At 65.6% G+C, this 14,681-nt stretch carries 10 protein-coding genes; 4 read left to right on the top strand and 6 right to left on the bottom strand.

The window, feature by feature from the left end:
* Window positions 1-84: 84 nt before the first annotated feature.
* Entirely contained in the window at window positions 85-3,999 is a 3,915-nt protein-coding gene (locus NNX38_RS15015; protein ID WP_255798757.1) for a S8 family serine peptidase, read from the top strand.
* A 117-nt stretch (window positions 4,000-4,116) separates the two neighbouring features.
* Here the strand turns inward: NNX38_RS15015 and NNX38_RS15010 are convergent, their stop codons facing one another.
* Window positions 4,117-5,001, bottom strand: a complete 885-nt coding sequence (locus tag NNX38_RS15010) for an Fpg/Nei family DNA glycosylase (RefSeq protein WP_255798756.1) — start codon at window positions 4,999-5,001, stop codon at window positions 4,117-4,119.
* Between the two features lie 32 nt (window positions 5,002-5,033).
* Window positions 5,034-6,533, bottom strand: a complete 1,500-nt coding sequence (locus NNX38_RS15005) for a helix-turn-helix transcriptional regulator (protein WP_255870089.1) — start codon at window positions 6,531-6,533, stop codon at window positions 5,034-5,036.
* A gap of 144 nt (window positions 6,534-6,677) precedes the next feature.
* Here NNX38_RS15005 and aceA point away from each other — a divergent pair, with 144 nt between their 5' ends.
* The 3 genes from aceA (at window position 6,678) to NNX38_RS14990 (ending at window position 10,538) form a co-directional block, all read left to right on the top strand.
* On the top strand, window positions 6,678-7,976 hold the full coding sequence (gene aceA / locus NNX38_RS15000; protein WP_255798755.1) for an isocitrate lyase: 1,299 nt from the start codon (window positions 6,678-6,680) through the stop codon (window positions 7,974-7,976).
* 90 nt (window positions 7,977-8,066) lie between these two features.
* Window positions 8,067-9,698, top strand: a complete 1,632-nt coding sequence (gene aceB / locus NNX38_RS14995; protein WP_255798754.1) for a malate synthase A — start codon at window positions 8,067-8,069, stop codon at window positions 9,696-9,698.
* 132 nt (window positions 9,699-9,830) lie between these two features.
* The gene (locus tag NNX38_RS14990; RefSeq protein WP_255798753.1) at window positions 9,831-10,538 is read left to right on the top strand and encodes a DsbA family protein; all 708 of its coding nucleotides are present in this window, start codon (window positions 9,831-9,833) and stop codon (window positions 10,536-10,538) included.
* On the opposite strand, the gene NNX38_RS14985 is transcribed toward NNX38_RS14990, so the two are convergent.
* The 4 genes from NNX38_RS14985 to NNX38_RS14970 all read right to left on the bottom strand — a co-directional run bounded on the left by NNX38_RS14985 (window position 10,535) and on the right by NNX38_RS14970 (window position 14,679).
* Entirely contained in the window at window positions 10,535-11,887 is a 1,353-nt protein-coding gene (locus NNX38_RS14985; RefSeq protein WP_255798752.1) for a M1 family metallopeptidase, read from the bottom strand. The genes NNX38_RS14990 and NNX38_RS14985 overlap by 4 nt on opposite strands.
* 57 nt (window positions 11,888-11,944) lie before the next feature.
* Complete coding sequence (locus tag NNX38_RS14980) at window positions 11,945-12,145, bottom strand: hypothetical protein (RefSeq protein ID WP_255798751.1); 201 nt, start codon at window positions 12,143-12,145, stop codon at window positions 11,945-11,947.
* A gap of 30 nt (window positions 12,146-12,175) precedes the next feature.
* Entirely contained in the window at window positions 12,176-13,255 is a 1,080-nt protein-coding gene (locus NNX38_RS14975; RefSeq protein WP_255798750.1) for a hypothetical protein, read from the bottom strand.
* A 65-nt stretch (window positions 13,256-13,320) separates the two neighbouring features.
* On the bottom strand, window positions 13,321-14,679 hold the full coding sequence (locus NNX38_RS14970) for a heparan-alpha-glucosaminide N-acetyltransferase domain-containing protein (protein ID WP_255798749.1): 1,359 nt from the start codon (window positions 14,677-14,679) through the stop codon (window positions 13,321-13,323).
* Between the last annotated feature and the right edge of the window lie 2 nt (window positions 14,680-14,681).

The raw sequence follows: 14,681 nt of genomic DNA, 5'->3' as shown, positions 1-14,681 counted from the left end.
GCCAGGTTCGCCGGTCTCGGTCACTCTGCGGAACTCACTGCCGTACTTGTCCCTGGCCCCGGCGGCCTCTTTTGAGGGAGAAGTATGAACAATCCAAACCACCGGAGAGCAGGAAAGGCAGCGCTGGCAACAGTCGCCGGCCTTGCCCTCGCCTCCAGCATGTGGGCACCGGCTGCGGCCACTGAGGGGACCGCAAACGAGGAACCGACCATTCGGGGAATCGAAACGGTTACGCCTGATTTCAAGGTCTCACCGGATCTCAAAACCAAGCAGGGCCCGGTCTCGGTTTTCGTACAGTTCAGCGGCAAAGGCGCCTATGAACAGACCCAGCCCGTCGAAGTACTCGAAGGACTCGCTGAACCGCTGAACAAGTCCGGCCAGGTGCAGGAAATCCGCAGCGGCATCGAGACTAAGGCCGAAGAAGTTGCACAGGCCGCTTCCTCGTCCATTCTTTACACCACCACCAACAGCATCCCGGGTGTTGCCATCAACGGCGACGCTGAGGCAATCAGGGCGCTGGCAGCACGCGGCGACGTCGTTAAGATCACCGGCATCGTTCCCAAGACCTTTGACAACAAGGGCGGGGATATCGATGTCCGTGCCGTGGATTCCTGGGTGCAGCGTTCCCAGACCGGTGAGGGCGTCACCATTGCCGTCCTCGACACCGGCCTGGACTACACGCACTCAGACTTCGGCGGCCCGGGCACCCAGGAAGCGTTCGAGACGGCGCAGGCTTCGCCCACTATTCCGGCAGCAGACTCAGGCCTTTACGACCCGGAGAAGTTCGCGGGCGGCTGGGACCTCGTCGGTGACGCCTACAACGCAGATCCCTCGGACCCCGCCACGTACAGCCCCATCCCCGTCCCGGATGCCAACCCCCTGGACTGCGGGAGCCACGGCACCCACGTCGCGGGAACCGCGGCGGGTTACGGCACCAACGCTGACGGAACCACATTCAGCGGGGACTACTCCACGCTCACCGGCGACCAGGTGAACGCCATGGGCATCGGCCCGGGCACCGCGCCGAACGCAAAGCTCGTCAGCGTCCGCGTCTTCGGTTGCGTGGGCTCCTCCGAGGTTGTCGGCCAGGCCCTGGACTACGTCCTGGACCCGAACGACGACGGCGACTTCAGCGACCGCGCCCAGGTTGTGAACATGTCCCTGGGTTCCGCTTTCCCCGCCTATGACGATCCCGAAAACGACATTGTCAACGCACTCACGGCCCAGGGCATCCTCTCGGTCGTGTCGTCGGGCAACTCCGGCGACATCTACGACATCGGCGGCTCCCCCGGCAGTGCAGAGACTGCACTTACCGTGGCGAACAGTGTCGGGTCCCAGACCACCCTGGACGCTGCACGCATCCTGGCTCCGACTGCAGGAACCGCCAAGGGCCAGTACACCTCCAGCTTCGACTACGCCTCCGCCGACGAGGCTGCTCTTACGGGAACCGTGGTGATGGGGCCGCAGGGCGGCAACTCCGACGGTTGCGCCGCACTGGAACCCGCGGGCGCCAATGCGGGCAAATGGGTCTGGTTGACCTGGGATGAGGACGCGGCCACCCGCGAATGCGGTTCGGCCGTCCGCTGGAACAACGCCGCAACCGCAGGCTACGCCGGCGTCGTCCTTGACTCCACTTTGAACGGCTTCTCGGCCGGCATTGCCGGAAACGCTGCGATCCCCGGCTTCCAGTTCACCCGCGAATCCAGCGAGCAGCTGCGGCCGGCCGCCGAGGCCGGGACCCTGCAGATTCAGCTCGCTCCCGAGCTGGTGGGCAGCGTGACCGGACAGTCCGGCGCGCTGGACACCCTGAACGCCAGCTCCTCGCGCGGCGTCCACGGATCCAACGGCGTGATCAAGCCCGACGTCGCCGCCCCGGGAACGCAGATCAAGTCCGCCCAGGTTGGCACCGGCACCGGCGCCTCCATCAAGTCCGGCACCTCGATGGCTGCCCCGAACGTAGCGGGTATTGCCGCACTCGTTGTGGGCGCGACGGATTACAACCCGTACGAGGTCAAGTCGATCATCATGAACACGGCGACCCACGACGTATTCGCCGGGGAAGGCGTAGTTCATGCGCCGAACCGCGTTGGATCCGGACGCGTTGACGCCCTGGACGCCCTGAGCACAAAGGTCCTGGCCTACGACGCAGAGAACCCGCGTCTGACGTCCATGAACTTCGGCGTCTTGGAAGTCGGAGCGGATCCGGTTGAGATCACGCGCACCATCACGGTTGAGAACAAGGGCGATTCACCGAAGACGTACACGCCCGAGTACCTGCCCGCAACCGACATGCCCGGCGTCAGCATCAGCGTCAGCACTGCACCCGTGCAGGTTCCTGCCAACGCTACTGTCACCGTGCCGGTCACGCTCAGCATTGCGGATCCCACCGCACTGGTGAAGCGGATCGACCCGGCCGCCGAGCGGACCCAGGGTACTGGCGCCATCGCGCGGCAGTACATCGCCGAAGAATCGGGCCGCATCCAGCTGACGAGCGAAGGATCGCCGGCCCTGCGGGTGCCGGTCTACTCCGCACCCAAGCCGACGTCCGACATGCAGGCAAGCTCCAAGATCTCGTTTGCCGGCGCAACGGACCTGGCCACTTCCGTCACCTTCACCGGTCGCGGACTGGACCAGGGTGAAGGCAGCGAGGCTTACGTTTCGATGATGACGCCGCTGGTGCTGGGCGAGGAAAGCCCGCGTAGGAGCGATCTTGACCTTGATTCCCTCTACGGGCTTGACCTGCGCAACGTCGGTGCTTCGTCCAACGTTCCGGCACTGGCTGCTGCAGGGAGCGCAAACCTGAACGCGGCTGTCCTGAACATCGGATTGAGCACCTGGGAAAACTGGGCCACGATCAGCGGCAACAGCACGATCCTGGTCGAGTTGGATACCAACTCCGACGGTGTACCCAACTTCGTGGCCATCACCACCCGGATCACGGGACTCGACCAGAGCGTCTTCCGCATTGTTCCGGTGACGGGCGTCGATGCCGACGGAGAGCTCGTTTTTGGTACCCCGCTCCCGGGCTCCTACCCGGTGAACGGTACCGTGGGCGACGTCGACAGCAACGTCTTCGACACCAACGTGATGACGCTGCCGATTCCGGCCGGTTCCCTTGGCCTGGATCTCACGAAGTCACAGCCGATCCAGTACCGCATCTCCACCTCCAACGCCATCAACGTGGATGAGTCCGGCCAGGAGGTTCCGGTTGACACCACCGCGTGGATTCCGTTCAACCTCACCCAGCCGGCCGTTTGGTTCCAGAGCGCCAGCCCTGCTGCCTTCGTCTACGCGGAGGAGGACGGAGCAACCCTCACGGTCAACCGTCAGGCCAGCACCACGGACGCCAAGGCGCTGTTCCTGCACCACCACAACGCCCAGGGCGTCAAGGACCAGGTCACGCAGGTGGAAGTTGCTCCGCTTCGGTTCCCGGATGTTCCGGGCACCATGTTCGAATCGGACATCAACTGGATGGCTGACCAGGGGCTGACCACCGGCTATGCAGACGGCACCTACCGTCCTGCCGGTTCCATCAACCGCGACGCAATGGCAGCGTTCCTGTACCGTCTCGCGGGTTCGCCGAACTACGACGCGCCGGACGTGTCGCCGTTCACGGACGTCACTCCGACCACCCAGTTCTACAAGGAAATCTCGTGGATGGCCGAATCCGGCATCAGCACCGGTTACCCGGACGGTAGCTTCCGCCCGGTATCACCGGTCAACCGTGACGCGATGGCTGCCTTCATGAACCGGTTCGCCGGGGACAAGTGCGGGATCGACGCTGCCAAGGGCTACCAGGCTCCGGGCACGGCATCCTTCACGGACGTTCCGACTAACGACCAGTTCCACCGGGAGATCTCCTGGATGAAGGCGTCCGGCGTGTCTACGGGTTACCCGGACAGCAGCTACCATCCGGGTGAAAAGGTTTCCCGTGAAGCCATGGCGGCTTTCGTTCACCGCCTGGACACCTACACGGAAAACAACGGTGGTTGCCGCTAAGCCCGTATGGGCCTGGCACGGAAACACACCGGCAAGATAAGCAGCACACCATAAAAGCAGCGGGCCCCGGAGAAATCCGGGGCCCGCTGTTTTTGGGTCGGAAGGCCGGCCGCCAAACTACTTCAGCAGGCGGGACATCCTCCGGTCCGCCAGCAGCTTGCCGCCGGTCTGGCAGGTGGGGCAGTACTGCAGGGAGGAATCCGCGAAGGCCACCTCGCGGACCGTGTCCCCGCACACCGGGCAGGGCTCACCGGTCCGGGCATGCACCCTCATGGCCTGCCGCTTGGAGTCCTTCAATTCCGCCGCGGGACGCCCGGCCGCATTCTCGATTGCGGATTCCAGGACGGCGCCCATGGCTTCGAACAACCGCTGCACCTCGGCCGGTCCGAGCTTGGCGCCGATAGCAAACGGCGACAGATGTGCTGCATGGAGGATCTCGTCGCTGTAGGCATTCCCGATCCCTGCGATAACCGCCTGGTCCCGCAGCAGTCCCTTGATCTGGCCGTGATGGGAGGCGACCAGCTCCGCGAAAGCCGCCGGGTCGACGTCGAGCGCTTCGGGACCCAGCCGGGCAATCCCCGGAACGTCCGCGAGGTCCCGGACAACGTAGACCGCCAGCGATTTCCGGGTTCCTGCCTCGGTGAGGTCAAAGCCGGGTTGCGCGGAGCCGTCCTCCGCTGCGAACCTCACGCGCAGGGCCATCGCTCCCCTGCCGGGCCGGAGCCGTCCCGGCTTCAGCGCATCGGACCAGCGCAGCCAGCCGGCCTTGGCCAGATGCATCACCAAATGCACTCCCCCGGCGGTGACCACCAGGAACTTCCCCCGGCGTTCGACGTCGGACACGGGGCCCGTGTAGAGCTCCTCCAGCGGCACCGCAGCGGTTTTCAGTACGGGGAAAGACAGCACTTCGACGTCGTCGATCGCCATTGCGGGGGCATCGGGCGGGAGCAGCTTTGACCGCAGGTAATCAACCAGTCCCTGCACTTCGGGCATCTCGGGCATGGCCCTACCCTAACGGCGGTGCGGTGGTGGCGTCACTGTTCCGAGTGCGCCTGCAGGAATGAATACACCTCGGTCTCGTCCACGCCGGGGAAGGCTCCGGGCGGCAGGGCAGCCAGCAGGTGCGAATGTGCCCGTGCGCTGGGCCAGGCAAAGCCGGACCACTCCGACGCCAGCTCCCCGGGAGGAGTGCGGCAGCAGTCCGGATCGGGACAGCGGGATTTGGAACGTTCCGTGGTGTCCCGGCCCCGGAACCACTTCACGTGCTGGTACGGCACCCCGATGCTGAGCGAAAACTTGCCGGCCGATCCGCGCTCCGTGCGGGCCGTGCACCAGTAGGTGCCGGCCGGAGTGTCGGTGTACTGGTTAAACGCACTGAACTGGTCCGGTACGGAAAAGACTTCCCGGGAGGTCCAGTACCGGCAGATCGGCTGGCCCTCAATGGCGCCGGTGTGGTCCGCAGGGAACGTCACGCCGTCGTTCTCGTAGGCCTTGTAGACAATGCCGCTCTCGTGCACCTTCTGGAAGTGGGTGGGAATGCCCAAATGCTCGGTGGCGAGATTGGTGAACCGGTGTGCGGCGGTTTCATAGGACACCGCGAAGGCGTCACGGATGTCCTCCACGGCAATTTCCTTGGCGGCCTTGGCCCGCTGCAGGAACTCGACCGTGGCCTTCTCCGGCAGCAGCAGCGCGGCGGCGAAGTAGTTCGTGGCGACCCGCTGGCCCAGGAATTCCCCGTAGCTGCTGGGCGTCTGGTGCTGAAGCACGTAGTGCCCCAGTGCCTGCAGCAGCACCGACCGCGGATCGTGGTCCGAACGCTGTGACTGGGTCAGGTAGATGCGCCGGTTCTTCAGGTCGGTGACGGAGCGCGTGGAGTGCGGCAGGTCGTTGACGTGGTGCAGGCTGAAGCCCAGGTGCGCCGCAATATCGGCGATCACGTGCTGGGACAGCGGGCCGGACGTGTGCCCGACCGAATCCAGCACCTTCTGCGCCTCGGCCTCGTATTCGGGGAAGTAGTTGTTCCGTTCGCGCATCATGGCCCGCAGTTCGCCGTTGGCCCGGCGTGCTTCCTCGGGGGTGGCTACCTGCTCGTTGAGCCGGCGTTCCAGTTCGGCCTGCAGCCCCACCAGGGATTCGAGGACGTCGATGGGCAGCCGCGAACCGATCCGCACCTTGGGCAGGCCCAGGGAAGCGTAGAGCGGGCCGCGCTGCGCCCGCTCGAGTTCGATTTCCAGCGCGGCACGCCGGCTCGGCGGCTCCGAGCCCAGCAGGGAATCGATGCTGACATCCAGCGCAGCGGCCAGCGCCTGCATCATGCCGAGCTTCGGCTCGCGCTTGCCGTTCTCGATCAGGGACAGCTGGGACGCCACGGTTCCGACGGCGGCCCCCAGATCATCGAGCGTCATGCCCTTGGCTTTGCGCAGGTGCCGCACGCGGCGGCCGAGGCTAATCACGTCCAGCGTGCGCTCGGCGTCGGGCCCCAATCCGCCCTTCGGAGAGTCAGGAGCGGGTCTATTCCATGTAGTAGGCGTCACATTTTCAGATTACGCGAAGAATTGCGTTTCTTTCCATAGAAAACCCCTAGAAGAGGGGTTGTTGTTGGCACAGGCTTAGTTCACAGCAGGAATTCCGGTTTGAAGCGGACCGGAACGAATGAATGATTTCAAGGAGATAAAAGCATGAGCCAGGACCAGTTCACCGCCCCCACAGCAGAACAGCTCACTTCCGACTGGGAGACCAATCCCCGCTGGGACGGCATCGAGCGCGACTACACCGCCGACGACGTCGTGAAGCTGCGTGGCCGCGTCCAGGAAGAGCACACGCTGGCCCGCCGCGGTTCCGAAAAGCTCTGGGACCAGTTGCGCAACGCCGGCGATGAGGGCTACACCAACGCCCTCGGTGCCCTCACCGGCAACCAGGCCGTCCAGCAGGTCAAGGCCGGGCTCAAGGCCATTTACCTCTCCGGCTGGCAGGTAGCCGCCGATGCCAACAACTCCGGCCACACCTACCCGGACCAGTCCCTCTACCCGGCGAACTCGGTTCCCACCGTGGTCCGCCGCATCAACAACGCCCTGCTGCGCGCAGACCAGATCGAATTCGCCGAAGGCATCCAGAGCGTCGAGGACTACCTGGTGCCGATCGTGGCTGACGCCGAGGCCGGCTTCGGCGGCCCGCTGAACGCCTACGAACTGATGAAGGCCATGATCACCTCGGGCGCCTCGGGCGTTCACTGGGAAGACCAGCTTGCCTCGGAGAAGAAGTGCGGCCACCTCGGCGGCAAGGTCCTCATCCCCACCGGCCAGCACATCCGCACCCTGAACGCCGCCCGTCTCGCGGCCGACGTCGCCGGCACGCCCACCGTGGTCATTGCCCGCACCGATGCCGAGGCAGCCACGCTGATCACGTCCGACGTCGACGAGCGGGACGCCGAGTTCATCACCGGCGAGCGCACAGCCGAAGGCTTCTACAAGGTCCGCAACGGCATTGAGCCCTGCATCGCCCGGGCCAAGGCCTACGCCCCGTACTCGGACCTGATCTGGATGGAAACCGGCACGCCGGATCTGGAGATGGCCCGCAAGTTCGCCGAGTCCGTCCGGTCCGAATTCCCCGACCAGATGCTGGCGTACAACTGCTCGCCGTCCTTCAACTGGAAGAAGCACCTGGACGACGAGACCATCGCCAAGTTCCAGCGGGAACTCGGTGCCATGGGCTTCAAGTTCCAGTTCATCACCCTGGCCGGCTTCCACGCCCTGAACTACTCCATGTTCGATCTGGCCCACGGCTACGCCCGCTCGGGCATGAGCGCCTACGTGGAACTGCAGGAGAAGGAGTTCGGCTCCGAGTCCCGCGGCTACACCGCCACGAAGCACCAGCGTGAGGTCGGCACCGGCTACTTCGACGCGATCGCCACGGCGCTGAACCCCGAAGGCAGCACCCTGGCCCTGGCCGGCTCCACGGAGTCCAGCCAGTTCCACTAAACCCCGGTCCTGCGGGGGCGCCGGCTGCATCCGCAGCGGCGCCCCCGCGGCATCACCGCCACAGTTTTGAAAGACCACAAGGAGAACGCCATGAATGACCCGATCACCCTGAACGGCATTTCCCTCACCGCTCCCGTAGTGCGGCGGCAGGAGGAAATCCTCACCCCGCAGGCGTTGGACTTCGTCAAGGCGCTGCACCGGGCCACGGCCACCCGGCGGCAGGAACTCCTTCAGCAGCGTCAGACCCGCCGGACGCAGATTTCCAACGGTGCGGACCCGACGTTCCTGCCCGAAACCCGGAGCATCCGCGAGGACGACTCCTGGCAGGTGGCCCCCACGGCTCCCGGGCTGGAGGACCGGCGGGTGGAGATCACCGGACCGGTGGACCGGAAGATGACCATCAACGCCCTGAACTCCGGCGCGAAGGTGTGGCTGGCGGACATGGAGGACTCCTCCACGCCGTCGTGGTCCAACGTGATCAACGGCCAGTTGAACCTGCGCGACGCCCTGGACCGCTGCATCGACTTCACCTCCCCGGAGGGCAAGGAATACCGGGTAAAGGGTGCCTCCCTCACCGAGCTGCCCACCATCGTGGTGCGCCCCCGCGGCTGGCACCTGCCGGAAAAGCACATGCTGGTGGACAACACCCCGATTGCCGGCGGCCTCGTGGACTTCGGACTGTACTTCTTCCACAACGCCCAGCGCCTGATCTCCCAGGGCCGCGGCCCCTACTTCTACCTGCCGAAGATTGAAAACCACCTCGAGGCGCGGCTCTGGAATGACATCTTTGTCCTGGCCCAGGACCTGCTCGGCATCCCGCAGGGAACCATCCGCGCCACGGTCCTGATCGAAACCATCACCGCCGCGTTCGAGATGGAGGAAATCCTCTACGAACTGCGGGACCACGCTGCAGGCCTGAATGCCGGCCGCTGGGACTACATCTTCTCGGTCATCAAGAACTTCCGGACCCGCGGACCCCGGTTCGTGCTGCCGGACCGCAACATGGTCACCATGACCGCACCGTTCATGCGTTCCTACACCGAGCAGCTGGTCCGTGCCTGCCACCGCCGCGGTGCCCACGCCATCGGCGGCATGGCCGCCTTCATCCCGAACCGCAAGGACGCCGCAGCCAACGACGTCGCCATGGAGAAGGTGCGCGCCGACAAGACCCGCGAGGCCGGCGACGGTTTCGACGGATCGTGGGTGGCGCACCCGGACCTGGTCCCCGTGGCCATGGAGGTGTTCGACGGGGTGCTCGGCGACCGGCCCAACCAGCTGGAGAAGACCCGCGAAGACGTGGTGCCCAACGACAAGGCACTGCTGGACATCGCTTCCACGCCCGGCGTCATCACCGAGGCCGGCATCCGCAGCAACATCGAAGTGGGCATCCGCTACATCGAGTCCTGGCTGCGGGGCAACGGTGCGGCCGCCATCAACAACCTGATGGAAGACGCCGCCACCGCGGAAATCTCCCGCTCGCAGATCTGGCAGTGGATCCACTGCTCCGCGCTGACCGATGAGGGCGACGTAGTGACTCACCAGTGGGTGGAGGAACTGCTCGACGAGGAGTTCACGGGCCTGCAGCGCTTCGAGGGTGACCGCTTCGACGACGCACGCGAACTCTTTGAGGAAGTCGCCTGCGGGGAGCATTTCCCCACCTTCCTCACCGTGCCTGCCTACGCCCGCTTCCTGCATGAATCGCAGGAGCTGGCCACGGCATAGCCGCTTGGGGGGCGGCGAGGCGGATACCGCTTCAGTATCCGCTTCAGCAAGGGCCGGGAATCATTACCGCATGTGCTCGATTCGTTGGGCACCGCGGGAATGGCTCCCGGCCCTTTGCGCGTTGCACCCGGTATGAAGATTGATATCTGGTCCGACATTGCCTGCCCGTGGTGCTACATCGGCAAGCGCCGCTTCGAGGCAGCCCTCGCCCGATTCCCGCACCGGGACGAGGTGGAAGTCCACTGGCACAGTTTCCAGCTGGACCCGTCCCTGCCCGACCACTTTGACGGCAGCGAGGTCGAGTACCTCAGCGAGCGCAAGGGCATCGACCCCGAGCAGCTCGCCGGCATGCTGGACCAGGTAACCGTCCAGGCCGCCGGCGAGGGACTGTCCTACGACTACGACTCCCTCGTAGTGGCCAACAGCTTCTCCGCCCACCGCCTGATCCACCTGGCCAAGGCGGAAGGCGGGCCCAAGACCGCCGACGCCGCCAAGGAAGCGCTGCTTTCGGCCCACTTCGAAAAGGGCATGAACATTGGGTCCGCCGACGACCTGGTGCAGATCGGCACCGGCATCGGGCTGTCCGCGGACCGGGTGAAGGCCGTACTGGCCACTGACGAATACGCCGACGCCGTCAATGCTGACATTGCCCAGGCACGGTCGCTGGGGATCAGCGGCGTCCCGTTCTTCGTGCTCGATGACAAGTACGGCATTTCCGGTGCGCAGCCTGCCGACTTGTTCTCCTCGGCCCTGGAACAGGCGTGGCAGGAATCCCATCCGCTGGTGAACTTGACGCCGGTGTCAGCAGACGGACCGGCCTGCGGCCCGGACGGCTGCTAGGCCCGGAAAGGAACCTCCGGGACCGAGGGCTCGAACAACCACGGCCCCAGCAGGCCGTTGGCCGAAACACCGGCGGAGGCATATGCCTTGTCGACGAGGTCTAAAAAGTCGCGGGTACCGGCACAACTGTGCCGGTACTTCTGCGTCCACTCCTGCAGCAGCTCGAAAAAGATCCCGTCGCCGGCGCTGCGCCGCAGGATGTGCAGGGTCAACGCTCCGCGCCGGTAAACCCGTTCGTCGAACATGGCCGCCGGCCCGGGATCGGCCAACTGCAGGTCCTGCCGCTGATGCTGCAGCCACTCCAGATCCACCGCGGCCCGCTGGTCGCTGCTGACGCCGTCGGCCGCCTCTGCCCACATCCACTCTGCGTAGGTTGCGAAGCCCTCGTGCAGCCAGATATCCCGCCACTTGCCGGCCGTAACCGAGTTGCCGAACCACTGATGCGCGAGTTCGTGGGCCACCAGCGAAGCCGAGGCCGGCCCCAGATGGTTGCGTCCGAAGACGGACACCGACTGCGCCTCCAAAGGGATTTCCAGCTCATCATCGGTCACCACCACCGTGTACCGGCCGAAGGGATAGGGCCCGAACCGGGAGGCAAACAGCGTCATCATGGCGTCCTGCCGGGACAGCGCGGCCCGCGCCCGGTCGGCCAGGGACGGGGGTGCGACGACGGACTGCGGTACGTCGCCCGGCAGATCCAGGCATTCGTACCGGCCAATCTGAACCGTCGCCAGGTAGGTAGACATCGGCTCGGGCTGTTCGAAGACCCAGGTCTCCCGGCCGCGGCGGTCTTCGTGGGAGACCAGCTCTCCGTTGCACGTCACCCGGTAGCCGGACTCCACCGTCACGCTGATCCGATAACGCGCTTTGTCCGCTGGCAGATCGTTGCAGGGAAACCAGGACGGAGCCCCCGTCGGCTGACCCGCAACGAGGGCGCCGTCGGCCAATTCCTCCCAGCCGATATCGCCCCACAGGCCGTTGCCAGCGCGTGGCTTGCCCCGGTACCGGATGCTCAGCCGAAAGCTGTCACCGGCCTTCAGGTCCCGACTGGGCGTTATCGCCAGCTTGCCGCGTCGCTGCCGGAAGGAACGGACGTCCACCGGAGTTCCGGCGCACCAAAGCAGCACTTCTTCCACCCGTATCGGCCGGTCCAGGTCCAGGGTGAGCTGTTCAATGTCGACCAGGGCCGAGCCGGCAAGGCGCGCCTGCCCCTTCAGCCGGTTGAGGCCGACGTCGTAATCAAGTGTCAGGTCATATTCGTTGATGCTCAGCTCCGTGGAGCCGGACGCGGGCGTATACGGGTCGGGCGTCTGGTGCTGATGTTGGCGGTGGGATCCGGTCTGCCACATGGCCGACATCCTGACACGGCGCGGCGATTTCGCCACGGGTAGCGTGCGGAACCGGCCTTATAGGTCGTTTTCCGCGTCCTGGGCGTATTGGCGCCACCGCTGCCGGTCCGTTTCGGACAGGTCCTCCCAGTCGGGTGCCGGAGGCATCCACAACCCCGGGAGGAGGGCCGCGCGTTCCTCGTACAGCAACCTGCCCTCATCCGCTGCGTCGTCGGGGTCCGTCCAGGCTGTCCCCTCGGCGGCAGGTGTCTGGTTCACCCTTAAACTCTAAGCGACACCGCTAACGCATCAGGGCTTACGCGAAGAAACGTCCTCCCGCGGTTTCCTTTCACGCTCACTGTCCAGCGGCGAATCCAACGGCGAATCCAGCGACGAATCGAGCGACGGGTCCAACGGTCGGTCGCGCGGCAGGGACGCGCCTGCCGGCGGGATTTCCGCCGGCGGGGACCACCCCGTATGGGCCCGTGGCCTTGCCGCAGCCTGACGGTCCGACGCCGCCGTCTTGGCGAATGAGTCAGCGCTCGGCGGAGAGCGCCGCGGTTTCCGTTGGCGCCCGGCCCGCTTGAACGCGAGCCGAATCAGCAGCCCCAGAGCCGCCAGCACGCCGAGGGTCATCAGCACGTGAGTCAGCGTCTCCAGCCTTTGCTCGACTGCCGCTGCCTTCTCTTCTGCCCTGGCCGCAGCGGCAGCGGCAGCTTCGGAAGCGGCAGTGGACGCTGTGAAAACGTCCTCCACGGTCCCCATAACGATGCGGTCGCCCGGGACGGCCCCGCGCAGCAACCGTGTGACCGTGGCCAGGTCCGTGGAAATGCATCCCCACGTTGGCGCGTACCCGGCATGGAAGAAGATGGCGAAGGAGGCACCCTGCCGGGTCGGCATATCCGGCTGGCGGTTCCAGTTGATCACGGCTGCCTGCTCATAGAGGCCCTGCTCCATGTACCGCCAAAGGTTCTCGTCTGCGCCTTCGCCTTCCCCTTCGAAGTACTGGTTATAGTTCTCCCCGTGCTTCCCGCCCCACCGGGAGGAGGGTTTCAGCTCGTGATATTCCAGTTCCGTGCCCGGGTTGCTGCGGCCGAGCGCCTCGGTGAAGCTGAAGGACCCGGTCGGTGAATACAAGGTGTTCTCCCACATGCTGCCCGGGGGTGCAAAGCCGTTGCGGCCGCTGAAGCCCCAGGACTGCCATTCCTGTACATAGGCCCCGTCCTCGAAAACGCAGCCGGTGAGGCGGGTTTCCGTAGCCCCGTATTTTTCCGCCGTCGCGAAAGTGACGCGCTTGGCTTCACGGACGGAGTAGCGGACTTCCCCCGCGTTGAGCCTCGCACAGGGGTCGTGCTCCTGCTCGGCGCCGGCCGCGGGCAGAGCAGGCATTAAAAGGGCAGCAAGCAGCGCCGCAGCTGCCGCAAGCCCGAGACGGCGTGCATGAGTCAACAGCATCAACTGCGCTGACGGGCTCGGTGGCGGGCCCTGCCTTCCGGCACCGGCGGAGCTGGCGGGTAGGACGGGGCGGGCGGGTACGCCACTCCGCGCGGTTCCGACGACGACGGGGCAGGCGGCTCTGTCGTCGTTCCCGCAGCCGCTGGATTTATCGACGACGTCCGACTCTCCCGCGGATCGCCCGGGCGCGCCAGGTATTTGTTCCGCGCCCACTTCGAGGCTTCGGCAACTCCCTTTTCCAGCGGCCCCTGGGCCGCATACCGCAGCCAGATGGAGGCGAAGGCCGAAATGATGACCAACTGGAGAATCATTGCCGGCACTGGCTGGTCCGCCAGCAGGCCGGTGGCCAAGAGGATCAGGTGCAGGGAGTACAGGGTCAAGGTCATCTTTCCCAGCAGAGCCAAGGGCCACAGGAACCGCCCGCGGGCGCCGCCCAGCAGCAGCAGCACCCCCAGGAACGCGGCAGAGGTGCCGATGGTGTTGGCCAGCACCAGCGGCGTACTGGAATAGGGAGCCAAGGAGGCAAGCCACCACCAGGAATCCGTCGGCAGCACCGGGTCCGGCCCCCAGATCAGGATGTCCCCAACGATTTCCTCCGGGGCAGAAGTCCATTCCGACGTCGCGTCCACCAGCTGTTGCCGCCCGCCGATGGGGCCGAGGATGAGGGCGGAAAGGACGGCTGTTGCAAGGGCAAGGGCGACGCCGGCCACCAGCAGCCGAATCTGCACCGCCCGCTCGGCCAGGTCCAGCCGGCCGATAGCCAGTCCGACGCAGACGTACGCCATCCAAGGCAATGCGGGATACGTACCGGAGAGAAGGACCTGGCCAATGACACCGCCGGGGGCTTCAACGAGCGTGGAGAAGTTGGGTTCCACCCCGCCCATGTCCGGCAACCAATCCCTGGTGGCCTGCATCAGGACAGGGGCGGCGGCGGCAATACCCGCAGCAAGAACGAGCAGGGTCCGCACACGCAGCCCGAGCAGCGGAAGGGCGAGCAGGAACATCACGCCGTAATAGACGAGGATCACCTGTGCGTTGACGGCGAGGTAGCCGAGAAACAGCCCGATGACGGTGATGAGGGCAGCGCGCACCGCAAGTCCATAACGGGCGGCAGCCATCTTCCGTCCCCGCGGAGGGTGCTTGCCGCCGGACATAAAAGCCAGCGATATCCCGGCGAGCAATGCAAAAAGCGCGGCTCCCCGGCCGGCGAACAGAAGCCAGGTGAGCGTGGGGGCGAACTCCTCATTCCAGGCGGGCAGGATGTGGATCGCCATCATGGCAATCAACGCCGCTCCCCGGGCAGCATCGACACCGGTCACTCGCCGTTTGCCCACCGCTGCCTGAGACGACCCGCTCATGC

This window comes from Arthrobacter sp. zg-Y238, assembly GCF_024385525.1.
Classification (GTDB): domain Bacteria; phylum Actinomycetota; class Actinomycetes; order Actinomycetales; family Micrococcaceae; genus Arthrobacter_B; species Arthrobacter_B jinronghuae.
Note: the sequence above shows the minus strand (reverse complement) of the source record. Positions and strands in the feature narration are given on the sequence as shown.

Coding starts and splice junctions, on each gene's coding strand:
- NNX38_RS15015 (WP_255798757.1), top strand. CDS start 85: ATGAACAATCCAAACCACCGGAGAGCAGGAAAGGCAGCGCTGGCAACA.
- NNX38_RS15010 (WP_255798756.1), bottom strand. CDS start 5,001: ATGCCCGAGATGCCCGAAGTGCAGGGACTGGTTGATTACCTGCGGTCA.
- aceA (WP_255798755.1), top strand. CDS start 6,678: ATGAGCCAGGACCAGTTCACCGCCCCCACAGCAGAACAGCTCACTTCC.
- aceB (WP_255798754.1), top strand. CDS start 8,067: ATGAATGACCCGATCACCCTGAACGGCATTTCCCTCACCGCTCCCGTA.
- NNX38_RS14990 (WP_255798753.1), top strand. CDS start 9,831: ATGAAGATTGATATCTGGTCCGACATTGCCTGCCCGTGGTGCTACATC.
- NNX38_RS14985 (WP_255798752.1), bottom strand. CDS start 11,887: ATGTGGCAGACCGGATCCCACCGCCAACATCAGCACCAGACGCCCGAC.
- NNX38_RS14975 (WP_255798750.1), bottom strand. CDS start 13,255: ATGCCTGCTCTGCCCGCGGCCGGCGCCGAGCAGGAGCACGACCCCTGT.
- NNX38_RS14970 (WP_255798749.1), bottom strand. CDS start 14,679: ATGAGCGGGTCGTCTCAGGCAGCGGTGGGCAAACGGCGAGTGACCGGT.